Origin of the sequence: Thermococcus sp. 21S9 (assembly GCF_012027635.1) — an archaeon.
Taxonomy (GTDB): domain Archaea; phylum Methanobacteriota_B; class Thermococci; order Thermococcales; family Thermococcaceae; genus Thermococcus.
On the sequence record NZ_SNUS01000001.1, the window covers coordinates 230,138 to 252,645 of the forward strand.

Here is a 22,508-nt window from a genome sequence, read left to right on the forward strand (position 1 = left end):
CCGACTAACTTTTGAGCAGGGGACGAAAATCAAACCGCAACCTTAATATATTCGAAAGTGAAAAGTAAGAATAGAAACATATTCGTGCACAGGAAATATTTATAGAAAAAGTTGCGGGCACGTGGCAGGGACTCCCGTGGCCTGACGGAGTGAGTGCTCAAATCAGAAAAAACCAAAGGGGGTGATACCCCGTAGGGACCCCCTATTTTTCTAACGCCCCGCCCCGGCGACTTCTAATGCCTTTTCTATCCCTCTGCGCGGTATGTATGCACTTTTAGTCACCTTTTGTATAGTAAATCGAAAAGTTTATAAAGGGTTCCTTTTTAGTAACTACTGGTAACCAAAATAAAGGCCGTCGGGAGGTGATGCCCGATGGTCTGGAGAAGGGACCGCTACTGGGACCCGTTCGACATAATGAGGGAAATCCAGGAGGAGATTGACGCAATCTTCCGCGACTTCATGAGGGGCCCAAGGCTCTGGAGAACCGAGCCCAGGGAGAGCATTGCCATCAGCGAGACCTGGCGCGAGCCCTTCGTGGACATCTTCGACAGGGGAGACAGGTTCGTCATCACCGTCGAGCTCCCAGGGGTCAGGAAGGAGGACATCAAGCTCCGCGTTACGGAGGACACCGTCTACATCGAGGCCCAGATAAAGCGCGAGAAAGAGCTCGAGGAGGAGGGCGCGATAAGAATCGAGCGCTACTACAGCGGTTACAGGAGGGTCATCAGGCTTCCGGAGGAGGTCATTCCCGAGAAAGCCAAGGCCCGCTACAACAACGGCGTCCTCGAAATCGAGCTTCCCAAGAAGGCCCCGAAGAAGCCCGAGGGAGAGGGCTTCGAGGTCAAGATTGAGTGAAGTCAGCTCTTTCGTTGTTTCCATTTGAACGGGCTCTGCCCTTCAGGTAAAATAAAGCCCATCACAATCATCGCTCACAAAACGGAGGTGGTGTATATGAGCGAGAAGAAGGAAATCAAGCTTAAGGTCGCGTCCGCTTATCAGAGGGACGTTGGAAGGGGAATCGTCAGGATTGACAGGACTGCCATGCGCGAGCTTGGCGTCCAGCCCGGCGACATAGTCGAGATTATCGGAACCAAGAACACCGCCGCGGTCGTCTGGCCCGCCTATCCAGAGGACGAGGGACTCAACATCATCAGAATGGACGGAACCATCAGGAAGAACGCCGGCGTCGGACTCGGCGACGAGGTTACGGTCAGAAAGGCCGACGTCAAGGAAGCTAAAAAGGTCATCGTTGCTCCGACCGAGCCAATTAGGTTTGGAAGGGACTTCGTCGAGTGGCTCCACAGCAGGCTCGTCGGCAGGCCCGTCGTCAGGGGAGACTACATCAAGATAGGAATCCTCGGTCAGGAGCTCACCTTCGTCGTCACCGCCACGACTCCAGCCGGAATAGTCCAGATAACCGAGTTCACCGACTTCCAGGTCAGCGAGAAGCCCGTCAAGGAGGTAAGCAAGACCGCCACGCTCGGCGTTACCTACGAGGACATCGGTGGCCTGAAGGACGTCATCCAGAAGGTCAGGGAGATGATTGAGCTCCCGCTCAAGCACCCGGAGATATTCGAGAAGCTCGGCATCGAGCCCCCGAAGGGTGTCCTGCTCTACGGTCCGCCGGGAACCGGTAAGACTCTACTCGCCAAGGCCGTCGCGAACGAGGCAAACGCCCACTTCATAGCAATCAACGGACCCGAAATAATGAGCAAGTACTACGGTGAGAGTGAGGAGCGCCTCAGGGAGGTCTTCAAGGAAGCCGAAGAGAACGCGCCGGCGATAATCTTCATCGATGAGATTGACGCCATCGCTCCCAAGAGAGAGGAGACCCACGGCGAGGTTGAGAAGCGCGTCGTCAGCCAGCTCCTGACGCTGATGGACGGTCTCAAGAGCAGGGGCAAGGTCATAGTCATAGGTGCCACCAACAGGCCAGATGCCATCGACCCGGCCCTCAGGAGGCCCGGAAGGTTTGACAGGGAGCTTGAGGTCGGCGTTCCCGACAAGCAGGGCAGAAAGGAGATACTCCAGATACACACCAGAGGAATGCCCATCGAGCCTGACTTCAGGAGGGACAAGGTGCTGGAGATACTCGAGAAGCTCCGCGGTGACGAGAGGTTCAGGGACGTTATAGACAGGGCCATCGAGAAGGTAGAGAAGGCGAAGGACGAGGAGGAGATAAAGAGGGCCCTCAGGGAGCTCGACGAGAGGCTCTACGACGAGGTCAAGGCGAGGCTCATCGACGCGCTCCTCGAGGAGCTGGCCGAGGTCACCCACGGATTCGTCGGTGCCGACCTCGCGGCTCTGGCGAGAGAGGCAGCGATGGCCGCACTCAGGAGGCTCATCAAGGAGGGCAAGATTGACTTCGAGGCCGAGCACATACCCAGGGAAGTCCTCGAGGAACTCAAGGTCACGAGGAAGGACTTCTACGAGGCCCTCAAGATGGTCGAGCCGTCAGCGCTCAGGGAGGTCCTCCTCGAGGTGCCGAACGTCCGCTGGGAGGACATCGGAGGCCTCGAGGACGTCAAGCAGGAGCTCAGGGAGGCAGTGGAGTGGCCACTCAAGTACCCGGAGGCCTTCATGGGACTCGGAATCACCCCGCCGAAGGGAATCCTGCTCTACGGTCCGCCGGGAACCGGTAAGACCCTCCTCGCCAAGGCAGTAGCGAACGAGAGCGAGGCCAACTTCATCGCCATCAAGGGCCCAGAGGTGCTCAGCAAGTGGGTCGGCGAGAGCGAGAAGAACATCAGGGAGATATTCAGGAAGGCTCGCCAGGCGGCTCCGACGGTGATATTCATCGACGAGATTGACGCAATAGCTCCGCGCAGGGGAACCGACGTCAACCGCGTCACCGACAGGCTCATCAACCAGCTCCTCACCGAGATGGACGGAATCCAGGAGAACAGCGGTGTCGTCGTCATCGGTGCCACCAACAGGCCGGACATCATCGACCCGGCCCTGCTGAGGCCAGGAAGGTTCGACAGGCTGATACTCGTGCCAGCTCCGGACGAGAAGGCCAGGCTGGAGATATTCAAGGTGCACACCAGGAAGGTCCCGCTGGCCGAGGATGTCAACCTCGAGGAGCTCGCCAAGAAGACCGAGGGCTACACCGGTGCCGACATCGAGGCCGTCGTCAGAGAGGCCGCGATGCTCGCCATGAGGAGGGCACTCCAGGAGGGCATCATCAAGCCCGGCATGAAGGCCGACGAAATCAGGAGGAGGGTCAAGGTCACCATGAAGGACTTCGAGGAGGCCCTCAAGAAGATTGGACCGAGCGTCAGCAAGGAGACGATGGAGTACTACAGGAAGATACAGGAGCAGTTCAAGCAGTCCCGCGGTTGACCGCGTAGCACCTTCACATTTTTAACTTCTTCCGTTCTATCCTCTGAGGTGGTTCGATGAGGAGGAAGCTTGAGGTTTTGGTTTTTCTGGCGGTAGTTCTGATGATGTACCTCTATCCACTCTCGATAGTCCCGCTCCTGCTCCTCGCGAGGGAGTGGGAGGAATTCCGGGAGGAGTGGAAGAAGTCGGCCCTTTTCATAGGGCTCTCGATACCGCTCTACGGGGCGAAGATTGCCCTCGGCATCTCAGGCTGGGCCAAGACCCTTGGAATAACGCCGGTTCACGTTTCGTCGGCGGTCTGGTGGGCGGTTTATCTGGCCTTCACGGCACTCCAAACGCTGGCGGTTTACTACGTCTACCGCGTCGGAAAGGGGCTGGGCGACTACGCGAGAACCGGTGGGCTCGTAATGCTGATTGCCGTCCCGCTCCACCTGCTCAGCCTCAAGCTCTACTTCATCCTCACGTGGACCGGGTTGCTCCTCTTCCTGCTCGGTCTTGAAAAGAGGAAGGAGGTGATAGGATGATTTACGGAGTGCTCTTGAGCATACCCGCGAAGTTCGTGACCAAGTACGAGGACGAGGTCAGGAAGACCATCGGCTACGGCATAGCAAGGGGCGACATAATAAGCTTCACAGAGGCCCGCTACAAGGGCGACGTCGCCTTCGTGATGCTCGCCCGCTCCAACAGGGCCGCGGAGAGGGTCGTAAACGAGCTCAAGGAACTGCCGATAAATGTCAAGGTCATTGAGATTGAGGGCGAGAGCTGAGTTTCCATCGTTCTTTATATTTTTGTACCAAAAATTAATAAAAACCTGTTGCCCACTCCCATTGGTGATTTCATGGATACTTTGTTTGCACTCTATCTGTTCTTGTACGCGGTTGGAAGTATTGGAATGGTGCTCTGGTTTCTGGTCAAGGTCCGCCCGAAGTTCCCCTCGGTGCTGGCAACGGTCATCGTCGTGTTCTTTGGTGTGATGGTCGTTCTGTTCATAGACCTAATCCTCGAGTTCGCAATGGCACCGCTGACTGGTGGCGTTGACGCCTCTCTGGGCTACATGTTCAAGATATCCATCACAGAGGAAACGATGAAGATACTAATCGTCTTTCTGGGGATTTTTATAGCGCGGGAGGAATCAACGTGGACGGACACGAAGCTTACACTCGCGCTCATCGCTGGAATCGTGTTCGGCATCGTGGAGGGGCTGGGGTACGTCTTCAACTACAACTACACTCCCGTGGGAACCCTGATTCTGTTCGCCACGAGACTGCATCACGCGATTTTAACGGCCACACTGATGGCAGGAATTCTCCTCATAACGAAGGGCAGAAAACTTGAAGGGGCGGTTATCGCGGTCTCCCCGTACCTGGTCCACGCGTTCTTCGATTACTTTGTGTCCGTCAGAAACTACGTTGGGACCTCCCTCATGGTGATAGTGAGCTTCGTGATGTTCTTCGCAGGAATCCGCCTTCTCCTGCCGGTAATCAAGGAGGAAAAGAGAACGAGGGAGAGATTCCAGCGCGAGGCCACCGTGAGTATAAAGGACAACTGGTTCAACAAGATGTGAACTCAAGCCACCCATTCAAGCTCGTAGCTCCTCGCGCGGAGCTTCGCCATTTCTTCCATCGCTATCCTTTCCGCCTTCTTTATGTCGTTTGTAACGACTATCTTCTCTTTGGGAAGGGCATTGTTCAGGTAGTAGACAATCCTCACGAGCATCGTTATCACCCCCAGTGTATCACCCGTGGTGAGGAAATTTTGTCCCAATTTTAAAAACATTATTGTCTCTAAAGTGACACCAATGAACAGAAAGGTTCGGACATAAATAGGCATTGATAACCAATTAAGAACACGAGAACGTATGTGGTCAGCTGAAGAATTATGGAAGAAGAGTCACTCGAGCTTCTCAAGCTCGTAAACGACAGCGTCCTTCCGCCTGAGCTCCTGAACCGCTATCCTTCTGGCCTCGTCGGCCGTTTCGGCCTCGAACACTATCGTCTTCCCGCTCTCCTCTCCGCCGTGGAGGGTGAGGGCCCACTTCATGTTATCACCGCGAAGGTTGTCATATTGCCAAACTTTATAAGTTTATTGGGGCCAGATTTGTCACATGAGGCTCATCATAAGGCGTGAGATTATCAAAATGCTCATCGAGATGGCCAAAAACGCCAACGTTGAGGTCTGTGGCTTTCTGCTTGGACGAAAGGAGGGACCAGAGAAAATAAACTTTTTGGTCCTTGAGGCCAAGCAGGTGAGGAACCGGCTCGACTCACCGAGCGCCTTCGAGATGGAACCGGAGGAGATGGTTAAAATTCTCGACGAGGCCGAAGCGAAGGGCCTCGAAGTCGTCGGAATCTTCCACTCCCACCTCAAGTGTCCTCCAGTGCCGAGCGAGCGCGATTTGGAGGGAATGAGGAACTGGCCGATTGTTTGGCTCATCATCACGCCGGAAAGGGAAGTTAGGGCGTGGGTTTTGGGTGATGGAGGGATAGAGGAAGTTAAGATTGAGGTCACTTAGAATCATGAATCGAGCTCACTCATCCCTAATCACTATCTCTATCCTCCTGCCCTCGCGGTAGCCCTTCATCGCCGAGAGCATGCCCTTTATAGTCTTCTCGACGAGCTCCTGAACCCAGTCCTTCATCGGAAGAACCTGTCCGTCTATCTTGACGGTGACTTTGGGCTTCGAGCTCAGCACAACGCAGTCCTTGAGCGTTTTCTCGCCCTTAACTATCATCTTCGCCATCTCGGCGCACTTGAAGCCACAGAGGCCACAGTCTATGTTGGGAAGCATAAAAGCCCTCTTCTCGACGAGGTCGGCGAGCTTTTCAGGCTCTTTGGTGGCGTCAATGACGGGGAGACCGCCAATCTCCTCAACACCCGTCGAAGCTATGACCCCGCTCACCGCTATGGCGAGTCCATCGTTGAGCTCCTTAACGTCTTCCTCGCTCCTCGCACATATCACCTTGGGGACGTGCCCTATCGATTTGAACCCCTCAATCAGGAGGAAGTCTGCCGAAACCATTGAGAAGAGCGCGTTTACGTCCTTGGCCTTAAACAGGAGCGCGTCGGTGTCGTGGGCGTGAACTATAACCTCATCTGCAACCTTCGAGAACCGCCAGGTGTCGCTCCCTTCCCTGTCGAAGTCCGCGTGCATGCTCTTCGCTATCGCAACGCGGTAGTTTCTCTCCTTCAAAACCCTCGCGACGGCCTCAACCGTCGTCGTCTTCCCGCTCTTCTTGAAGCCGACGAAGGCAACTCCCCTCATGCTACCACCTCACAGCAGGGTTATCCAGTTGAGGTCGTCTATTTTGACTATCAGCTCCTTTGCCCTGTTGCCGGCGTAGTCGTTAACGTCCCTGAGCAGGATTACCTCCTCGTCGAAGTCCTCAAGGATTCCCGAAAAGCTGGTCTCGCTTCCAACGCCGACCGCTACTCTCTTACCCTTCCAGCGCTCCAGCGTCTTGTCGAGCAGGTACTGCTTCTCGCTCATAGCCACCCCCGCCGTTGCTATGCGCTCCTCTTTTAATACTTTCCCGCATCACAAAGCCTATAAGCGGGCCACCGTTCCTCCTTCAGGTGGTGGTATGAGACTCGTCACGAAGAACGAAGCCGTTAAGCGCGCGCTTATCGAGGAGCTCAGGAAGGCGGGAATACGCTTCGAGGTCCGCTCAAGGGAGGGCTATGAAGCCTTCGTCGGCTACCTCATCGAGGGAACGCTGAAGGAAATCGAGGAGAAGATTGAGAACCTTGAGGGGGCCGACGTCGAGGCGATAAAGGAGGGCTTCCTCTCGTTCAGGGAGAGCCTCAACCACGTTCTCGAACACCTCAAGGCCGGCGAAAAGGCCGACGAGCTACTCAAAGAAGGCCTCTGGGTGGCTGAGCTTCTCGACCAGCTTTACCGCAACGGGGCGATAGAGTACGACGGCGTCAACGTCAGGCTCAAGGAGGGAATCAATGTCGATGAACTGAAGTTCGAGTTCAAGTTCCCCTTCAACCTCGTCCACAATCCAGAGGCGGTGGAAAAGCAGGTGAAGCAGTTCGCCTTCGTTGATTTGGTCATAGAGCATGAGTTCGAAATCCTTGAGCTGAACATCGCCAAGGTGAACGCCCTCGGAAAGATAGCGAGCAAGTACTTCCCCGAGGACTACCTGCTGAAGGTCTACTTCGCCCTCGTCGGCAGGGCAATCCTCGCGGAGGAAATCCTGAAGGCCCTCGGCGACAAGAAAATCCCGGAGGAGGAGCTCGTCAGGGGCTTCCTAAGGGCCTCGCCGATAGCAGTGCCAACGCCGAAGGGGACGCTCGTCATTAACTACTCGCGCGACTCCTTCGAGGAGACTCTCAGGCTTCTAAAGAGGCTCGGCTACGTCGAGATAAAGGGCGGAAAGGTCAGGAAGCTCAAGGAGTTGAGCTGATTTCAGTTTCTTTTTTGGTCAACGAAATGACCAAAAACGGCACCCAATCGTTCACTCGAATGACCACTTAATCAGTCAGTTTCCGGCTTCAAATACTCAATCCTCGCCCTTCTGTTTTTCTCCAGCCACTCCAGCAGTTCCTTCGCGAACTCGAACTTCTTGCGCTTGCTCTCCCAGACCGGCGAGTGCTCCTTAAGTGAGGGCTTACTCCACCTCCCGACGGTCTCGCCGAAGTCGAAGCCGACCAGCGTTATCTCCCTGGCCCCAAGTTCTTCAGCAAGAAAGACCGCTCTGTCGCCGTCGGTAAAACCGCCGAAGTTGTAGATGATGTCCAGAGGCTCGGTCTGGCAGGTGCCAAGGATTCTCGACAGAAACGGGACGTAGGAGACGAGCTTATCTCTGTTGTCCCCGTGAGCGTGGACCACAAGGAAAGCGCCCCGGTCGTTGGCGAGCTTTATGTCCGAAATCCTTCCGTCGAGGTCCGTGACGATTACATCGGGAATGAGGTCAAAGTCGAGCAGGGCAGTCGTCGCGCCGTCGGCAGATATGAGCGTCCTGTCGGAAAAGTCGAACTCTTTTAATGCGTTTTCAAGGCTTGGACCCGCGCCGAAGACGTAAACCTTCCGGCCGGTTACTGCCTCAAGCTCCTCGCGGAGGATGTACTCATCACTCTCAAGGAGGAGCGAGCGGAGTAGCTCGGCTGACTTCCGGTCTTCCTCGATTGAGTAGCCCATCTCCCTCACGATGCGAAGGTAGAAGGGTTCCCAGTCCTCCCACCTCATTTTAATCCCCTCAGCTTTTTATCCATTTTCAGCATCTCTCGCCACTGCTTTCCCGGCCAGTAGATTTGTCCGCAGTTCTGGCAGACGTAGAACTCGTCGTAGCTCTCATAGACCCCCGGCGGGACCTTGCCCTTAACGGCTTCCCTTGGAACCGCTTTTATGGGTCCGTTACACTTCGGACAGCGCGCGTTAGCTGGAAAGAGCTCCTCAAACTGGACGCCGAGGCACTTCAGTTCTTCAACCTGCCCCTCAAGCGAGTTGGAGCGTAGCAGGAAAGCTTTGACGCCGAGCCTTTCAGCTTTCTTTGCGAGGGCTACGTCCTTGGTGAGGATTACCCTGCCCTCTTTCCGGGCAACCTCGATTATCTCATCGTCGTCCTCGATTCCGTAGAGCGTGTCGTAGCCGTAGAGCCTGAGCCAGCGGGCGAGTCTTCCGAGCATCATGTCGGCGATGAACCTCATCGGAAGGGGTTACGGGAGAACCCTTATAAACTAAGCCTCTATTTCACGACCATAAAATAAAACCGGTGGTCCTCATGCTCGTCTACTTCATCGGCACCGGCGGGAGCGAGGGGATTCCGGCCCATCTCTGCACCTGCTCGACCTGCAACGAGGCGAGAAAGTTTGGCTTCGCCCAGAGAAGGCCCTCAACGCTCGCCGTCATTACTGACAACAGGAAAGCCGTTCTCTTCGACGTCGGGACCGATATAAGGGACTTTCTCAACGTCCCGCTGGAGGCCATCTTCCTGACCCACTGGCACCACGACCACATCTACGGCCTCTACAAGCTCCGCTGGATGGCGAGGGAAACTGTTCTCTACGCGCCTGAGGGGAGCGCCGACGCGCTAATCTTGCAGGACCCCAAGAACCTCCGCCCGAGGACGTTAAGGCCCTTCGAAACGGTCGAGCTCGACACGCTGAGGATTACGGCACTAAGGCTGAACCACGGCGTTGAGACGCTCGGCTACCTCATTGAGGAGGACGGGAAGAGTGTGGCCTTGCTCTACGACACCAAGGGTCTTCCAGAGGAGACGCGGGAGTTCTTAGAAAAGAAAGCCCCGCTTCGGCTGGCGATTGTCGATGCCACCTACCCGCCCGGCTTCGACGACACCTACCACAACAACGTTGACGAAGCGGCCGAACTCGGCCTTAGATTGGCGGAGAGAACAGTTCTAAGTCACATCTCCCACAAGAACCTGCCGTTCCTTGAGCTGACGGACTACGTGCGGAAGAGATGGGGGAACAGGGTTTTAGTTGCCTACGACGGCATGGTTTTCTACGTTTAGCCATTCTCCGGAAATCCGAGAAAGGCTATCGCTGTCATGGAAGTCGTCTCGGTGTTCGGGTCTCCGACGGGAATTACCCTCCCATCTTTGACCTCGTAACCCGTCACAATTCCTCCCCCACTCGACTGAAGCGCCGTCAGAATCCGGGAGCAGGAGAGGTAAACACTTCTTCCCTCCTCCGGTTCTTCGAGTGCCCGGTAGAGGTAGACGAAGAGGGCGCACTTGTAGGACTGGTAGACGCCGGAGAAGGCCTTGTCCCTGAAACCGTTGCCGTCCCACATAGAGAGCAGATGGGAGTAGAGACGAAACGCTTCATCCCTCTTCCCCCGAAGGAGGTCGCTCAAGGCACCGTAAACGACCAAATCGGCGTAGGAGCGCCAGTCGCGCATAACGCACGAGCGGTTCGCGGTTTCAAGCTTCAACGTGAAGGTCGCGTTGAACCTCTTCGAGTTAATCCTGCCGAGCGTTTTGACCTCGGGGCAGTAAAAGCCGTCGAGCGGTCTGCCGAGGAGAGGGTCAACCCTGCCGTTGTAGGAGACGCCGTAGGCCGCGAGTGAACGGCTCACGTTCCTCCAGAGGCTTGAGTTGAGGAGTTTCAACGCCCCAACGGCCAGAATGTTGTCGTTGGCGAGCCATATCGTCTCGTTGTCCGGATAGGAGGTTACTGAAGCCCTCAGAAGACCCGCTTCGAGGACGTACTGGGACTGGAGGAAGGCCCTCATCGCGGAGGCATCGGGAGTGGGAGCTCGGGCCGGGGGCTCGATTAGGGGGATGGCAACGAGGAGGATGAATAAAAGCGCGAGCAGAGCAAGCTTCCGGGCCATCAAAGGCACTTGGGGTGGAGAATAAAGGGCTTGCGGTCGCTGACTTTACACCGCGACCAAAAGATTATTAACTACCGCAGAACTATGTGTGAATAACACTTTTTAAAGTACTGCGGGGAATCCACAAAATCCGGGTGACGGGGATGGGGGTTGGGGAGCTTATAACCGCAGGAAGGCTCGAAGATGCGGAGACAATGCTCCGGAGCGTGAACCGAGAGGGGCTTGACGAAATGAAGCTGCTCAACTACACCCATAACGTTGTGGAGCTTGCACTCGCTTTCCTTCAGAGGGATGGGCTTGAAAGGGCCGTCAATACGGTTCTATCACTCATCGATGCCCCCGATGACATTTCATGGGGACTCGAGCGGATTTTTGAGGAATACCTGGTGGAGTGCACACCCGAGCGCGCCCGCAGAGTGTGGAGAAGGGCTTACATTATTCCCGAGCCTAGAAGGAAGGTCGAGATTCTGCTGAGAGTTTTGGACTGTCTGGATGGCGAAGAAGAGAGGAGGAAGGTTCTCGCTGAAGCGTTCGGATGGGCCCTTCGAGTTAGGGGACGCTCCTGGAGAACGTACACTCTTTCAGAGGTTCTCTACAGGGTTCACGACCTCGAATACTACGACCTGATGCTAGAGCTCTGCAGAAGGATAAGGTGGCGGGAGAGGCGACTCGTATTCGAGGACTTTCTCTTCGAAGACGAGAACGCGGAAACATGTGAGGAGTTCGTTGAGACCCTGAGGAAACGCCTCGAGGCCTCGGGGAGGGCTCTCGATACCGTCATCGAGGTTCACCTGAAGTACGAAAAGGAGCTCCTGCGAGCGAAGGGGCTCGACCCGAGGTTTTACAAGCTCATCTCTCGAAGGATTCCGGAGGGTGTTATCTTTTACGCCGTTCCAAAACCCCTCTATCCCCTAGCGGTGCTCTACCTGCGGCTGAGGAGTATCGCCGGGAGGTGGGGAGTTCGGGTAGTAAAGGCCGATTAAAACCCCGATGAGGCCGAGGGGAAGGCACCTCAAATTGAATTCCGTCAGGGCACCCAAAACCCCTAAAACTCCCCGCGCCTATTTATTACGGTGATGCCATGCGAGTCCTTGAGCTGGCGAGGCGAAGGAAGACCGTGAGGGGTTTTCTCCCGGACAAACCGCCGAGGGAGGACATCCTAAAGGCCCTGAAGGTGGCGAAGGAAGCGCCGAGCGGGGCCAATCAACAGCCCTGGAGGTTTGTTGTTATTGACGACGACTGGCTGAAGGGGAAAATACGGGAGCTCTGCGAGAGGGAAGAGGAGAAGTTCTACTCCGGAACGAAGGGCGACCTGATGGCGTGGCTCAACGCCAAGGGCTTCAAACCGGAGAAGCCGTTCCTCAGCGAGGCACCCTATCTGATTCTTGTCTTCGGCCACACCAAAGCGCCGTACTGGCTCCAATCGACCTGGATTGCCATCGGATACCTTCTCCTCGCTCTCGAAGAGCTCGGCCTCGGAACCGTAACCTACACTCCACCAAATCCAAAGCCGGTCGAGGAGCTCCTGAACGTCCCATCGGAATACAAACTCCAGACGATTCTGCCCGTTGGGTATCCCGCCGACCCGAAGCCGAAGTACAAGAGGAAGAAGCTTGAGGAGGTCGTAAGTTTCAACGAGTTTTAATGGTTCTTTCCAGCCCCTTCAAAAGCTCAATCTGGGACTCGGTCTCGACGGCACAGTGCCTCAGCCTCCTGACCTCTGAGAGGGCCTGTCTGAGGGGCAAACGCCGGGAGTACATAAGCCACGCGACCGATACCGTACCGCTCCGCCCGCAACCGCCGATGCAGTGAATCAGAACTCTCTTCCCTTCCTGAACCTTGGCTTCAATCCACTGGAGGACGGTGAGCAATTCTTCGAGCGAGGGTGCCGAGAAATCCGGAATTGGGAAGTGGAGAACCTCAACACCCCTCTTTTTCCACCCCTCAAGCGAATACGGGAGCTCGAAGTCTTCAACGAGAACTACAACCGAGTTAAAGGCCTGCGATAACTCATTTAAGCTTCCCTCCGGGGGCAGAGGGCCGAATGCGACGTTTTCGTCAATAAAAGTTGCGGGATACCCCACGGAAACCACCGCTGAAAACTATGCAGAAGAGTAGATAAGCTTTTGGAAAACAGTTAAAAATTCGAATGTCGAAATATTCTGGGTGGAATCGAGAAACCACAAGGTTTTTAAATAGTGAGACATATGTAATAATAAGATTGCATATGGAGAGGTGAACGAACCATGAGGAGAATTCTCGCCCTGCTACTGCTGGGCATAGTGGCCATGAGCGTCCTCGGCGCCGGATGTATAAGCAGTGAAACCACCAGCAACACTTCAACGTCCTCGTCCCCTACAGCATCGCCAACGGAGTCCGACCAGATACCCCTGGCGGTCAACGATAACGGCAACATCAACACCGCCGACCTCAAGACGTACATAGACTCCCTGCCCGCCGGACAGCTGACACCGGAGGAGAAGCAGGGCCTTCTTTACATGGTTGAGGAGGAAAAGCTCGCGCACGACGTTTACACAAAGCTCTATGAAAAGTGGGGTCTGCCGATATTCAAGAACATCGCCGAGAGCGAGAGCACCCACGTTAACGCAGTCAGGCTACTCCTTGAGAAGTACAACCTGACAGACCCGACCCAGAACGAGGGCATCGGCGAGTTCCAGAACAAGGACCTTCAGAACCTCTACAACCAGCTCATCGAGATGGGCTCAAAGAGCGAAATCGACGCGCTGAAGGTCGGAGCACTGATAGAGGAGACGGACATAAAGGACCTGGAGGAGTGGCTTGCGCTGACAGACAAACTGGACATCATAACCGTTTACGAGAACCTGATGAAGGGAAGCAGGAACCACCTCCGCTCCTTCGTGAGCCAGCTTGAGAGCAGGGGAGTTACCTACGAACCGCAGGTTCTGCCCAAGGACGAGTTCGAGGAAATTATAAACAGCCCGATGGAAACCGGTGGAAACGGCAACGGGCACTGACCTTTGAATCTCTTTTCTTCATTATCCGTTTCTTCATTAAGATGCGTTTCATAACGTTCTGAATATTTTTCGATGATATCTTTCTATTGTGCAATGGCAATATGTTAGATTGTTCCGGCCCGATACGCCGTTAAGTGGGTCTAAGAGTATAACGCACCGTCAGAAAAATAGGTGAAAAATTTCTCTACAGTTAGATACGGGGAATTAAGGGCAACAATATAACATAAAATACCAAATTCAACCGCCATATAGACAAATGAACCAAAAGTAGTATAACACACAGTTACGAACATTTTTCGAAGATTCCGCTGGAACAAATCGCACGGTGGTGGCAAAGATGTTCAGCCCAGGTAGCGACGGTTTTATGCTGATAGCGGCGGCGCTGGTGTTTATAATGACCCCCGGTTTGGCTTTGTTCTACGGGGGTATGGTCAACAAGAAGAACGCGGTAACGATGATGATGCAGAACTTCTTCTCTGCCGGATGGACGACCGTAATCTGGGTTCTCTTCGGTTTCAGCCTCGCCTTTGGACCTGACGTCAAGGGCATAATCGGAAACGCCCACTACTTCTTCCTGAACAACATAACCCCCAGCACCCTCTACCCGGGGAACCATGTAATCAGCATGTACACCTTCATGGTCTACCAGCTCATGTTCGCCATAATCACCCCGGTTCTCATGACGGGAGCCTTCGCCGACAGGATGCGCTTCAAGGCCTTCATCGTCTTCATGACCCTCTGGCTGTTCCTCGTGTACTTCCCCTTCGCCCACTGGCTCTGGGGCGGTGGCTTCCTGCAGAAGTGGGGCGTTGAGGACTTCGCCGGTGGAATAGTCGTCCACACGAGCGCCGGTTTCGGTGCCCTCGCGGTCGTGTTCTACCTCGGCATGAGGAAGCACGTGAAGGAAGGAAACCACAGCCTCCCGCTGATACTCATCGGAACGGCCCTGCTCTGGTTCGGCTGGTTCGGTTTCAACGCGGGCTCTGCTTTGAGGGTCAACGTCGACACTAACGTTGCCTTCGTCAACACGATGGAGGCGGCCGCCTTCGCCGCGGTTACGTGGATGTTCCTTGACTACTGGAGAACCGGAAAGTGGAGTGCCCTCGGCTTCATGACGGGCTCGATAGCGGGTCTCGCGACCGTTACCCCGACGGCGGGATTCATAAGCCCACAGGCCGCGATGATTGTCGGCGTTCTCTCGGCCATAATCTGCCACCTGGCGGTCGACTTCAAGAACAGGAGGGGCTGGGACGACGCCCTCGACGTCTGGGGCGTTCACGGCATCGGAGGTTTCTCCGGAATAATCCTCCTCGGAATCTTTGGAAGCTCGGCGATACTCGGAAGCAACGGCCTAATCCACGGGAACGCCACCTTCTTCGTCAAGCAGGTCGCCGCGGCGGTCTTCTGCGCTATCTACGCCTTCGTGGTGACCTACATCCTGATATGGATAACCGACAGGATAACCCCCGTCCGCGTTCCGGAGGAGGCCGAGAAGACCGGTCTCGACGCCTACGAGTGGGCCGAGGCGACCTACGTGGACGCCTGACTCCCTCTTTCTGTTCTTCTCACTTTTCCTCAAAAGTCCTGGAGGAGAATCTTTTCCCGCCGGGATGAGGCCAGGAGCCCACCGTTCTCATCGAAGACCCACGCGCCTCCCGGAGGGTAGCTGTTGACGATAAACGCTTTAACGCCGAGCAACTTCACCCGCTCCGCCATCGCCTTAACATCGTCATCGTTAAGCTCCCCGTAGTCAGGTGAGTACTCCATCGGCACGAACAGGTAGTCCGGCCTCTTCCGCCTAACCCACTTCGCTATCCTCTTGTTGTAGAGGTCGCCACAGATAATTACCGCCACCCTTCCAAACTCCGTTCTGGCGGTTCTGACGGTGTTCCCTGTGCAGAACTTCATCGGCTCCTGGAACTTCCTGTGCTTGAGGAGAACCTCACCGTTGCGCCCAATGAGGAGGGCGGAGTTGTAGATGCAGTTTTTGTATGGCTCAAGGAGGCCGAAGACGACGTAAACCCCGGCCTCCCGAGCCAATGCGCTCACCCTCTCGACTATCTCACCGTAAAGTTCCGCCCCGCTGAAGTCCCACTCTTCAAAGCCGGTCAGGCAGTACTCGGGGAAGACGAGGAAGTCCGGCCCGTACTTCAGAGCCTCGTTAAAGCGCCTTTCGAACTCCACCCAGTTGGCCTCGAAGTTTCCGACCTCAACGTGCATCGGGATTAGCGCGATTTTCATTCTCCCACCGCAGGTTGTAGTCTTTTACCGACATAAAGTTTTTGAGAACCGAAGGTGTTGGATGTTAGGTAACCATGGAACTGCTCAACCGCTACCGGCTCCTGATGGTGCTGATGCACACGGGCTTCCTCGGGAACCTTGTGGTCATCTACTACCTCTCCAAGGGGCTGAGCTACGCCCAGATAGGACTCGCCACGGCCCTTACCGCGTGGGGCATAGTCCTCCTTGAAGTGCCCACCGGAGTGGTCGGCGACAGGGTGAGCAGGAAGCTGAGCGTTCTCATCGGGCTGACGCTGAACGCCATCGCCACTCTCGTCCTGGTATTCCTCAACGGCTTCCCGATGCTCCTCCTCTACGCCCTTCTGATGGCCCTGAGCGTTGCCTTCGTCAGCGGGAGCCTGCAGGCGTGGCTCTTCGACACAATGAGGCACCTCGGCAGGGAGAGGGAGTTCCGGGAGTTCATGAAGGGCACCAAGAGCCTGACGATTCCCGTCTCTGCGCTGACGCTTGTAATAGGCGCCTTCCTCGCCCAGTTTTACGGCTTCACCCTTCCGCTGGTTCTCTCTTTCATAGTCGAGGTTGCGATGATAATTCTCGCGCTCTCAATTCCGGAGTACGACTTCGAGCCGGTTAAGGAGAGCTACGGAAAGCACACCCTTGGAGCCTTCAGGGAGCTTTTCAGCGGAAGAATCTTCCCGCTCGTTGCCGTTTCAATCCTCGTCTCGCTTGAGACCAACCAGTTCAGGAAGTTCTTCGAGCCATATCTCGGGAAAGTTTTAGCCATCTACCTCGGCACGACCATTACCGGAACCCTTGGACTCCTTGGAATAGCTGAGGTTACGGTAAGAACCCTCCCGAAGTTCATCGGGATTAGAATAAGGGACTCGTGGAGCCTCAGGTTCTATTCGGTCGCCCCCGTTCTCGTCCCAATCCTGACGGTTCTCTCCGTCCTCTATAAAAACCCGCTCTGGATTGTGCTCCTCGGCGTCGTCGCGACGGTCGTCTCAACGGCTTTTCAGTTCAACATCGCGATAGAGCTTCAACACAGGCTCCCGAGCGAGAAGAGGGCGACGATACTCTCGGCCGATTCAATGGTCTCGGCTCTGACCATGGGAAGCTTCTACACAGTTTACGGCTTCGCCGTGAACGCCCTCGGGCTTGCGACGGCGAGGCTGGTCTTTGCACTCGCGCTCCTCGCGCTCAGCCTCCTCGTGAAGGCGCTTGAAGTTATGGGACCTTTGGGGGATGTTCTTAAAGTGAGACACATTAAACGGGAACATTGAAGGAATGGGAGGCTTGTAAAATGAGAACGTACTCCTTCGGCACCGAGACCGTTCCAGTCGCTTTGGCTGGTGACCTGCTCGTTGGGAGCGTTCACGACGGAAGGAACTACAGGATAATGCTCGCAAGGCTCGACGGGGAGGAGATAGTCAAAACGCGCTTTTTGGCGGGAGAGAACGACTGGGAGGGGCACAGTGGGGTTAAGCTCAACGACGGCTACCTCATTGGCGGGTCTGTCGAGGGGACCGCAACGCCTGACGGCGGGAAGGGCTGGAAACCCTACCTCGCGAGACTCGATGGGAACTTAAACGTTCTCTGGGAGCTGAAACTCAACGTTAGGAACAACGGCGCCGTTTACTCAATCCTTCCTGCAAAGGACGGCTTTTTCATCGCCGGCGAAACCGGAAGGCCCGGAGATAAGGGCTTCTTCATTGGCAAGGTCTCCCCGGAAGGCGAGCTCCTCTGGCTGAAGGAGTTTGGGAGCTGGGAGGACGCGGTATATACTGCCCTGCTTCCATCGGAGAACGGCCTAAAGTTCATCGGGAGCGTCCGCGACGGGAGCTGGACGGTTAGGAGCTTTGACTTCGACGAGAACGGCGAGCTTCGTTGGGAGGAGGCCCTCGCGGAGGGGATAACCCTCACAGCCGGCCTCTGGAACGGAGAACTCGTCCTGGCCGGCTACCGCGGGGAGAACTTCTGGCTCAGGATTGGTGAAAGAGATGTTGAGCTCGGAGAGGGAAGCGCGACCTCGCTTCTGCCCCTAAGGGACAATCTCCTCGCCGGAGGCGAGCTCGAAGGAAACGCCGTCGTCGTTGAAATCGCAGAGGGGAGAGAACCTAAAGTTCGGGAGCTCTGGGAGAACGGCTGGGTCGAGGTTTTGGGAGAGGGAATTATAGCGGGCGTGACGAAGGATTGGGAGATGGTCATCGCCCGCTTCTCCTCCTAATGGCCTTTGTTCCAGCATAGACAAAGCCAAAGTGAAGACCGAGAGCGGGTTCACAAGTATCACTGAAACCAACGTCATGGAAAACGCTTAAAACTCCCCCATGGAGTAAACGCTTATAAAGGGTTTTTATTTTTATTAGGTTTTGGGGAGTGGGATGTTAAGAGAAAAGACCAAACAGCTGACTCTCTTCGCGCTCGTCTGGTTCCTCTGCATCAACTGGGGGCTTGAAATTGTAATCGGCATGGCTTTTAAATGTGCAACAGGCTCGTGGATTTCAAAAACCGCCTACGTTTACCTCGCCAAGGTATGGATAATAAACCTTCTGAAGCTTTTGGCGGGAATTCTAACACTCAAATGGCTGGGCCTGAATTTCAGAGACTTAATAAGGGGAAAATTCGGAAGAAAAGAACTCTCATACTCGACCGCGGTTGTCCTGCTATTCCTCGCCGTTGAGATAGCGTATTTTGGAGGAAACTACTTCCCTCAGATTATCCGTGAGTTCCGCTATCACCTTAGCATCTCCCCAAACGAATGGCTTGCCGTCCTGTCGTTTGCCTCGGAGTATGTCTATTACGTCATTGAAATCCTGATGGTGAACCTTCTCTACGTTGGGGCATTGAAGCTGGGCGGTAAAAGGCCAGCGGTTTTACTACCAACGTTTCTCTGGGGCTTTGCCCACGTTCTCAACATCATAATCGTCCCGCCTGTTCAGGCCTTCCTGCTTGGAGTGTACATGATGCTCTTCGCCCTGCTGACCTACGGACTAGCCCTAAAAACGAGGAGCCTTAAGGTTCCGATTTTCATATGGCTGGCTACGATGGCCCTGTGAAACGATAACCGGGGGGAGTGCGATGATTAACCGCCTAAACCTTCACTTAAACTTCGACTTCAAAAAGGGAGCGCTGGAAGGAGGGGCAAAGTTAAAGCTGGCCGGAAAAGCGGGAACCTTCCTCCTCAACAGGGGGCTGAAAGCGGACTCCGCGAGCGCCCCGTTTTCATGGCGCTTGGAGGGTCTGAGGGGCTTTGAGGCCTTCGAGGCCAGTGTCGTTCGGCTTGAGAATCCTCTCGAGGAAGTTGAGCTTAGCTATTTGGGAATGCTTGAGAGCTATGAAAACGTCCTCCCCTATCTCAAGGACTCCATAAGCCGGGAGTACACCCTGCTCAGAACGGACTCGCTCTTTTATCCAATCCCGTCGGAGCCGGACTTTGAAAGCCTCATCAAGTCGGTCGTGGGCTCCGAATTTAACGCGGAAATAACGGTCGAGGGTGCTCCGGAAGGGCTGGTGGTGGCGTCTGGCGGAGAAATACGCGGGAATCGGCTGAAGATTGAGGAAACGAACCGGCTCGACATTGCCATAGCGCCCTTCACAGTGATTGAGGAGGAGCCCTTCAGGCTCTTCGTTCTGGGCGGGGAAGGAATTGAAAGGACGCTCGAACTGCTTGAGAAGGCATACCGGTTTTATTCGTCCATCTTGGGTCGCAAAGCTGATAAGTTCACCGTCATCGAGACGCCGGAGAACTACGGTGGGCAGGCCGGGAAGGGCTACGCGCTCGTTTCGGGAAGCTCGCTCAGGGCTGAGATACCGGCAAATCTCTACCACGAGCTCGCCCACCTCTGGAACCCGAGGGCAACGCCCGAGGCGCACCTGAGCAGGTTCTTCGACGAGGCTTTTGCCAACTACCTGACGGCGCTTGCGATTAGAGAGATACACGGCGAAGAAGCGTTCAACCGCTTCATTAAAGGTTTGAAAAGGGACTATGAGACCATCGTTAAGCGCTTTCCGGAGGCGGAGAAGCTCAGACCGTCGGAGTGGGGAAGGCTCGGCCTCTGGGAGCTCTCCTACACGAAGGGCGCGCTGATTCTGTACGAGCTCCACCAGAGGGCAGGGGATACATTTTATGACATCCTGCGGGAGCTCGTGGAAGAGGAAAGTGTGGACTTTGAGAAATTCCGGAGAATCGTGAAAGAGATCGCGGGCATTGAGGTTACTGTTTGAAAAGAGACGGACGCCGTGGAGTTAAATGCTCGACAAGCTCCTCGACCACTCCTCGGGATTAATGTGAGCTGACTATCTCGGCGAGCCAGACGTATCTATTCACCCTCTCAAACTGGCACTCCAACCCGAGCTTTTCGCAGATTTTCCTCAGGCCCTCGACGGTGGCGAAGTACTCGTCCTCTATCTCCTCGGTGAGTCCGTCTTCCCCGCCGATGCACATCTTCGCCTCCTCCGACTTAAACATCACGTCCGCTATTATGATTTTGCCTCCGGGCCTCAGGACGCGGAGCATCTCTCTAATCGCGTCCTGCTTTTCCTCGTCCGGCACGTGATGGAAGGCGTAGGTCGTTACCACGGTATCGACACTCCCGTCGGGGAGGGGAATCCTCAGGAAGTGCCCGCCGAGGGGCTCGAACCCGTACTTTTCCCTGAACCTCTCGCGCATCCCCGGGGAAGGTTCGAGGCCGATGTAGTTTTCCGGGTCGAGAAAGCGCAAAATATCACCCGTTCCGCAGCCGACGTCAAGGACGAGCCCTTTAGCCCGCTCCGCAACGAGTTTCAGAACGTTCCAGTAGTCGCGGTGTATCCAGTCGTCTATTTCAACGTCCTCATCGTAGCTTTCGGCCCAGTCGTCAAAGTCCCAGCGCTCCATAAACTCACCTATGAATGAAGTTTCACAATTCTTTTAAAACCCTCCTCTCAACTCTCGCCATGAAGCAAACCCTCTACCGCCTTCAGCTCCTCACATCAGCCCTCAGAACAGCGGGAGACGCTATCGAGAGTGTTGCCCTGCCCTGGGGCATCCTCCAGAGCACCGGCTCGCTCCTGAGCATCGGCGGCTTCGCCCTTTTCTCCCACCTGCCATGGGTCGTCCTCCCGCCCCTCCTCGGAAGGACGCTCGACAGAACGGCCAGGAAGGTAAGGCTGGCCTTCCTCGCGCTCCTCCTTCAATCGGCTCTTGCTATGCTCATAGTCCCGTTCTCGTCGAATGTATGGGCTTTCTACCTCATCGTCTCCGGAATCTCCGCTCTGGACATCCTTCACCGCTACTACGGATTCTCGCTGGTTGCCTCGATGACCCTTGACCCGTCGGAGCTCCAATGCCTCAACGCAAAGCTCGCCACGGTTGGGAACACCGTTTCGCTGGTGGCTTTTCCGCTGGCCGGCTTTCTTTCTTACCGCTTCGGGATAAAGGCCATGCTCCTCGACGCGGTTCTCCTTCTGGTTGGAGCGCTCACACTAATTCCGTATTTGGACGTCGAGATGAGGAGAGAAAAGAGCGAGGAACCCCAACTAGAGGAATCGGACAAAGGGATAATCATTGACAGATGGCTCGTCATAGGAGTCCTTACCTCCGTGCTCCTCTTCAACTTCGCCCTCGGCTCGTTCAGGATCTTCGTCTTCGCCTCGCTGAGGAAGCTGAGCGCGGGGGAGTTCGTTTACGGGGTTCTGCAGTCTCTCACAACCGTCGGGAGTCTTGCAGCCGTCGTGATTATTGCCCTTCTCGCAAAAAGGAAGGGAATCGGCCTCCGGAGACCGCTGATGATTGGAATGCTCCTCCAGAGCGTCGCCCTTCTCCTCACTGGATTCACCACGGTTTTGATGCTGTTTCCCGCAGTTCTGATTCTGGGATTCGGAGGGGAGCTTCTCAACGTCTCGTTCGACAGCTTAATGCAGAGGTTTATCCCGCTTGAGCGCCTTGGAACAGCGAGGGGCCTATTTGACGCCCTCGCAACGCTGGTAATTCCCCTGTCCCAGCTGACCTTTGCGTGGCTGATTGAAAGGGGAACATGGCTGAACCTTCCGGTCGGTGCCTTCCTCCTGGGGGTCCTCGCGCTTGGAATCCTCGCGCTCACCACGAGAGGCCTTCAGTTAGATTAACCAGCTGGCCAGTCTGGTTTTCTCCCAAACTTCCCCTCAGCTCCGCTTTGTAAACCTCTGAGATGGCATCACCGATGGCAAAGAGGACATCGACGTTCTTGAGGAGGAGTCCTTTTGGCTCTCCGCTGTTCCTCACGTGGTTAAAGAAAACTGCGAGGTTCGATGAGGCAACGTGAAGATTCCAGTAGGTTTCCTTTCCAGTGAGCTCATAGAGCGACTCAGAGGCATCGCTGAGAACCTGCGCGCAGTAGGCGTACCTCCCGGCGCGCTCCCTCAGCAAATCCGCGCTCGCGTTGTGCTCAATCATCGTCTTGAGCGCGCCCATGTCGCTCAGACAGAAGAGGGTGGTGGTGGAGACGGCTATTAAGCCCTCCCTGGCGTTACCAACCTCCGCGTTCTTCTCATGGTATGCGTAGCCAAGGAAGCCAGAAACTATGAGGAGAACGACGATGACTGCAAGGAGGCGCCTCATTAACACCACCATGCGTAATTGGGAAAGGGCCTTAAAAGGTTTCTCCAACTCG

The 22,508-nt window shown here is 55.4% G+C and carries 28 protein-coding genes; 17 read left to right on the forward strand and 11 right to left on the reverse strand.

All coding sequences use genetic code 11. The features are described 5' to 3' along the window. Positions 1-372 precede the first annotated feature (372 nt). The 5 genes from E3E28_RS01365 (at position 373) to E3E28_RS01385 (ending at position 4,906) form a co-directional block, all read left to right on the forward strand. Positions 373-855, forward strand: a complete 483-nt coding sequence (locus E3E28_RS01365; protein WP_167913742.1) for an Hsp20/alpha crystallin family protein — start codon at positions 373-375, stop codon at positions 853-855. Positions 856-951: 96 nt separating this feature from the next. After that, positions 952-3,342: a CDC48 family AAA ATPase gene (locus E3E28_RS01370; protein WP_167913743.1), complete on the forward strand. Its 2,391-nt coding sequence runs from the start codon at positions 952-954 to the stop codon at positions 3,340-3,342. 56 nt (positions 3,343-3,398) lie between these two features. Beyond that, positions 3,399-3,866 carry a transposase gene (locus tag E3E28_RS01375; protein WP_167913744.1) on the forward strand — a complete coding sequence of 156 codons (468 nt, stop codon included), beginning with the start codon at positions 3,399-3,401 and terminating at the stop codon, positions 3,864-3,866. Beyond that, positions 3,863-4,108, forward strand: a complete 246-nt coding sequence (locus tag E3E28_RS01380; RefSeq protein WP_167913745.1) for a hypothetical protein — start codon at positions 3,863-3,865, stop codon at positions 4,106-4,108. The genes E3E28_RS01375 and E3E28_RS01380 overlap by 4 nt, the downstream gene beginning before the upstream one ends. 72 nt (positions 4,109-4,180) lie before the next feature. Then, complete coding sequence (locus E3E28_RS01385) at positions 4,181-4,906, forward strand: PrsW family glutamic-type intramembrane protease (RefSeq protein ID WP_167913746.1); 726 nt, start codon at positions 4,181-4,183, stop codon at positions 4,904-4,906. A 2-nt stretch (positions 4,907-4,908) separates the two neighbouring features. On the opposite strand, the gene E3E28_RS01390 is transcribed toward E3E28_RS01385, so the two are convergent. Beyond that, entirely contained in the window at positions 4,909-5,058 is a 150-nt protein-coding gene (locus tag E3E28_RS01390) for a hypothetical protein (protein WP_167913747.1), read from the reverse strand. 174 nt (positions 5,059-5,232) lie between these two features. Next, the gene (locus tag E3E28_RS01395) at positions 5,233-5,382 is read right to left on the reverse strand and encodes a hypothetical protein (RefSeq protein WP_167913748.1); all 150 of its coding nucleotides are present in this window, start codon (positions 5,380-5,382) and stop codon (positions 5,233-5,235) included. 64 nt (positions 5,383-5,446) lie between these two features. On the opposite strand from E3E28_RS01395, the gene E3E28_RS01400 reads away from it, so the two are divergent. Beyond that, the gene (locus tag E3E28_RS01400; RefSeq protein WP_167913749.1) at positions 5,447-5,854 is read left to right on the forward strand and encodes a M67 family metallopeptidase; all 408 of its coding nucleotides are present in this window, start codon (positions 5,447-5,449) and stop codon (positions 5,852-5,854) included. A gap of 15 nt (positions 5,855-5,869) precedes the next feature. Here E3E28_RS01400 and mobB read toward each other — a convergent pair whose 3' ends face one another. Continuing rightward, positions 5,870-6,604, reverse strand: coding sequence for a molybdopterin-guanine dinucleotide biosynthesis protein B (mobB, locus tag E3E28_RS01405; protein WP_167913750.1), 735 nt, complete (start codon positions 6,602-6,604; stop codon positions 5,870-5,872). A gap of 9 nt (positions 6,605-6,613) precedes the next feature. Further along, on the reverse strand, positions 6,614-6,829 hold the full coding sequence (locus E3E28_RS01410) for an LSm family protein (RefSeq protein WP_099211901.1): 216 nt from the start codon (positions 6,827-6,829) through the stop codon (positions 6,614-6,616). Between the two features lie 94 nt (positions 6,830-6,923). Here E3E28_RS01410 and E3E28_RS01415 point away from each other — a divergent pair, with 94 nt between their 5' ends. Next, positions 6,924-7,751, forward strand: a complete 828-nt coding sequence (locus tag E3E28_RS01415; protein ID WP_167913751.1) for a hypothetical protein — start codon at positions 6,924-6,926, stop codon at positions 7,749-7,751. 71 nt (positions 7,752-7,822) lie between these two features. Here the strand turns inward: E3E28_RS01415 and E3E28_RS01420 are convergent, their stop codons facing one another. Both E3E28_RS01420 and E3E28_RS01425 read right to left on the reverse strand, forming a co-directional pair. Further along, positions 7,823-8,533 (reverse strand): 6-hydroxymethylpterin diphosphokinase MptE-like protein, encoded by a 711-nt coding sequence (locus E3E28_RS01420; protein WP_167913752.1) that lies wholly within the window; start codon positions 8,531-8,533, stop codon positions 7,823-7,825. Beyond that, positions 8,530-8,994 carry a Mut7-C RNAse domain-containing protein gene (locus E3E28_RS01425; protein WP_167913753.1) on the reverse strand — a complete coding sequence of 155 codons (465 nt, stop codon included), beginning with the start codon at positions 8,992-8,994 and terminating at the stop codon, positions 8,530-8,532. The genes E3E28_RS01420 and E3E28_RS01425 overlap by 4 nt, the downstream gene beginning before the upstream one ends. A gap of 74 nt (positions 8,995-9,068) precedes the next feature. Between E3E28_RS01425 and E3E28_RS01430 the strand changes: the two genes are divergently transcribed. Then, positions 9,069-9,818 carry an MBL fold metallo-hydrolase gene (locus tag E3E28_RS01430; protein WP_167915083.1) on the forward strand — a complete coding sequence of 250 codons (750 nt, stop codon included), beginning with the start codon at positions 9,069-9,071 and terminating at the stop codon, positions 9,816-9,818. Here E3E28_RS01430 and E3E28_RS01435 read toward each other — a convergent pair. Continuing rightward, entirely contained in the window at positions 9,815-10,642 is an 828-nt protein-coding gene (locus E3E28_RS01435) for a hypothetical protein (protein WP_206203784.1), read from the reverse strand. The two genes, E3E28_RS01430 and E3E28_RS01435, sit on opposite strands and share 4 nt — an antisense overlap. A 143-nt stretch (positions 10,643-10,785) precedes the next feature. Here E3E28_RS01435 and E3E28_RS01440 point away from each other — a divergent pair, with 143 nt between their 5' ends. Next, positions 10,786-11,625, forward strand: coding sequence for a hypothetical protein (locus tag E3E28_RS01440; RefSeq protein ID WP_167913754.1), 840 nt, complete (start codon positions 10,786-10,788; stop codon positions 11,623-11,625). Between the two features lie 98 nt (positions 11,626-11,723). After that, positions 11,724-12,287, forward strand: coding sequence for a nitroreductase family protein (locus E3E28_RS01445; RefSeq protein ID WP_167913755.1), 564 nt, complete (start codon positions 11,724-11,726; stop codon positions 12,285-12,287). Here E3E28_RS01445 and E3E28_RS01450 read toward each other — a convergent pair. Further along, entirely contained in the window at positions 12,274-12,726 is a 453-nt protein-coding gene (locus tag E3E28_RS01450; RefSeq protein ID WP_167915085.1) for a dual specificity protein phosphatase family protein, read from the reverse strand. The genes E3E28_RS01445 and E3E28_RS01450 overlap by 14 nt on opposite strands. A 162-nt stretch (positions 12,727-12,888) precedes the next feature. Here E3E28_RS01450 and E3E28_RS01455 point away from each other — a divergent pair, with 162 nt between their 5' ends. Together E3E28_RS01455 and E3E28_RS01460 are read left to right on the forward strand one after the other, a co-directional pair. After that, positions 12,889-13,638, forward strand: a complete 750-nt coding sequence (locus E3E28_RS01455; RefSeq protein WP_167913756.1) for a DUF2202 domain-containing protein — start codon at positions 12,889-12,891, stop codon at positions 13,636-13,638. A gap of 337 nt (positions 13,639-13,975) precedes the next feature. Then, positions 13,976-15,184 carry an ammonium transporter gene (locus E3E28_RS01460; protein ID WP_167915086.1) on the forward strand — a complete coding sequence of 403 codons (1,209 nt, stop codon included), beginning with the start codon at positions 13,976-13,978 and terminating at the stop codon, positions 15,182-15,184. A gap of 29 nt (positions 15,185-15,213) precedes the next feature. On the opposite strand, the gene E3E28_RS01465 is transcribed toward E3E28_RS01460, so the two are convergent. Then, entirely contained in the window at positions 15,214-15,879 is a 666-nt protein-coding gene (locus tag E3E28_RS01465; RefSeq protein WP_167913757.1) for a carbon-nitrogen hydrolase family protein, read from the reverse strand. A gap of 74 nt (positions 15,880-15,953) precedes the next feature. Here E3E28_RS01465 and E3E28_RS01470 point away from each other — a divergent pair, with 74 nt between their 5' ends. The 4 genes from E3E28_RS01470 (at position 15,954) to E3E28_RS01485 (ending at position 20,103) form a co-directional block, all read left to right on the forward strand. Next, entirely contained in the window at positions 15,954-17,162 is a 1,209-nt protein-coding gene (locus tag E3E28_RS01470) for an MFS transporter (RefSeq protein ID WP_167913758.1), read from the forward strand. Positions 17,163-17,182: 20 nt separating this feature from the next. Continuing rightward, positions 17,183-18,106 (forward strand): hypothetical protein, encoded by a 924-nt coding sequence (locus tag E3E28_RS01475; RefSeq protein WP_167913759.1) that lies wholly within the window; start codon positions 17,183-17,185, stop codon positions 18,104-18,106. 154 nt (positions 18,107-18,260) lie between these two features. Continuing rightward, positions 18,261-18,935, forward strand: coding sequence for a hypothetical protein (locus tag E3E28_RS01480; RefSeq protein WP_167913760.1), 675 nt, complete (start codon positions 18,261-18,263; stop codon positions 18,933-18,935). A 22-nt stretch (positions 18,936-18,957) separates the two neighbouring features. Then, positions 18,958-20,103, forward strand: coding sequence for a M1 family metallopeptidase (locus E3E28_RS01485; RefSeq protein WP_167913761.1), 1,146 nt, complete (start codon positions 18,958-18,960; stop codon positions 20,101-20,103). A gap of 58 nt (positions 20,104-20,161) precedes the next feature. Here the strand turns inward: E3E28_RS01485 and E3E28_RS01490 are convergent, their stop codons facing one another. Beyond that, on the reverse strand, positions 20,162-20,755 hold the full coding sequence (locus E3E28_RS01490; RefSeq protein WP_167913762.1) for a class I SAM-dependent methyltransferase: 594 nt from the start codon (positions 20,753-20,755) through the stop codon (positions 20,162-20,164). A gap of 59 nt (positions 20,756-20,814) precedes the next feature. Between E3E28_RS01490 and E3E28_RS01495 the strand changes: the two genes are divergently transcribed. Continuing rightward, entirely contained in the window at positions 20,815-21,984 is a 1,170-nt protein-coding gene (locus E3E28_RS01495) for an MFS transporter (protein WP_167913763.1), read from the forward strand. On the opposite strand, the gene E3E28_RS01500 is transcribed toward E3E28_RS01495, so the two are convergent. Then, complete coding sequence (locus E3E28_RS01500) at positions 21,956-22,456, reverse strand: hypothetical protein (RefSeq protein WP_167915087.1); 501 nt, start codon at positions 22,454-22,456, stop codon at positions 21,956-21,958. The genes E3E28_RS01495 and E3E28_RS01500 overlap by 29 nt on opposite strands. Positions 22,457-22,508: the final 52 nt, after the last annotated feature.

Bases quoted from the DNA above. Each gene is read 5' to 3' on its own strand.
- E3E28_RS01430 (WP_167915083.1), top strand. From the start codon at position 9,069: ATGCTCGTCTACTTCATCGGCACCGGCGGGAGCGAGGGGATTCCGGCC.
- E3E28_RS01395 (WP_167913748.1), bottom strand. From the start codon at position 5,382: ATGAAGTGGGCCCTCACCCTCCACGGCGGAGAGGAGAGCGGGAAGACG.
- E3E28_RS01435 (WP_206203784.1), bottom strand. From the start codon at position 10,642: ATGGCCCGGAAGCTTGCTCTGCTCGCGCTTTTATTCATCCTCCTCGTT.
- E3E28_RS01370 (WP_167913743.1), top strand. From the start codon at position 952: ATGAGCGAGAAGAAGGAAATCAAGCTTAAGGTCGCGTCCGCTTATCAG.
- E3E28_RS01500 (WP_167915087.1), bottom strand. From the start codon at position 22,456: ATGAGGCGCCTCCTTGCAGTCATCGTCGTTCTCCTCATAGTTTCTGGC.
- E3E28_RS01385 (WP_167913746.1), top strand. From the start codon at position 4,181: ATGGATACTTTGTTTGCACTCTATCTGTTCTTGTACGCGGTTGGAAGT.
- E3E28_RS01410 (WP_099211901.1), bottom strand. From the start codon at position 6,829: ATGAGCGAGAAGCAGTACCTGCTCGACAAGACGCTGGAGCGCTGGAAG.
- E3E28_RS01460 (WP_167915086.1), top strand. From the start codon at position 13,976: ATGTTCAGCCCAGGTAGCGACGGTTTTATGCTGATAGCGGCGGCGCTG.
- E3E28_RS01415 (WP_167913751.1), top strand. From the start codon at position 6,924: ATGAGACTCGTCACGAAGAACGAAGCCGTTAAGCGCGCGCTTATCGAG.
- E3E28_RS01445 (WP_167913755.1), top strand. From the start codon at position 11,724: ATGCGAGTCCTTGAGCTGGCGAGGCGAAGGAAGACCGTGAGGGGTTTT.
- E3E28_RS01380 (WP_167913745.1), top strand. From the start codon at position 3,863: ATGATTTACGGAGTGCTCTTGAGCATACCCGCGAAGTTCGTGACCAAG.
- E3E28_RS01375 (WP_167913744.1), top strand. From the start codon at position 3,399: ATGAGGAGGAAGCTTGAGGTTTTGGTTTTTCTGGCGGTAGTTCTGATG.
- E3E28_RS01455 (WP_167913756.1), top strand. From the start codon at position 12,889: ATGAGGAGAATTCTCGCCCTGCTACTGCTGGGCATAGTGGCCATGAGC.
- E3E28_RS01480 (WP_167913760.1), top strand. From the start codon at position 18,261: ATGTTAAGAGAAAAGACCAAACAGCTGACTCTCTTCGCGCTCGTCTGG.
- E3E28_RS01400 (WP_167913749.1), top strand. From the start codon at position 5,447: ATGAGGCTCATCATAAGGCGTGAGATTATCAAAATGCTCATCGAGATG.
- E3E28_RS01465 (WP_167913757.1), bottom strand. From the start codon at position 15,879: ATGAAAATCGCGCTAATCCCGATGCACGTTGAGGTCGGAAACTTCGAG.
- E3E28_RS01490 (WP_167913762.1), bottom strand. From the start codon at position 20,755: ATGGAGCGCTGGGACTTTGACGACTGGGCCGAAAGCTACGATGAGGAC.
- mobB (WP_167913750.1), bottom strand. From the start codon at position 6,604: ATGAGGGGAGTTGCCTTCGTCGGCTTCAAGAAGAGCGGGAAGACGACG.
- E3E28_RS01495 (WP_167913763.1), top strand. From the start codon at position 20,815: ATGAAGCAAACCCTCTACCGCCTTCAGCTCCTCACATCAGCCCTCAGA.
- E3E28_RS01440 (WP_167913754.1), top strand. From the start codon at position 10,786: ATGGGGGTTGGGGAGCTTATAACCGCAGGAAGGCTCGAAGATGCGGAG.
- E3E28_RS01425 (WP_167913753.1), bottom strand. From the start codon at position 8,994: ATGAGGTTCATCGCCGACATGATGCTCGGAAGACTCGCCCGCTGGCTC.
- E3E28_RS01475 (WP_167913759.1), top strand. From the start codon at position 17,183: ATGAGAACGTACTCCTTCGGCACCGAGACCGTTCCAGTCGCTTTGGCT.
- E3E28_RS01470 (WP_167913758.1), top strand. From the start codon at position 15,954: ATGGAACTGCTCAACCGCTACCGGCTCCTGATGGTGCTGATGCACACG.
- E3E28_RS01365 (WP_167913742.1), top strand. From the start codon at position 373: ATGGTCTGGAGAAGGGACCGCTACTGGGACCCGTTCGACATAATGAGG.
- E3E28_RS01390 (WP_167913747.1), bottom strand. From the start codon at position 5,058: ATGCTCGTGAGGATTGTCTACTACCTGAACAATGCCCTTCCCAAAGAG.
- E3E28_RS01485 (WP_167913761.1), top strand. From the start codon at position 18,958: ATGATTAACCGCCTAAACCTTCACTTAAACTTCGACTTCAAAAAGGGA.
- E3E28_RS01420 (WP_167913752.1), bottom strand. From the start codon at position 8,533: ATGAGGTGGGAGGACTGGGAACCCTTCTACCTTCGCATCGTGAGGGAG.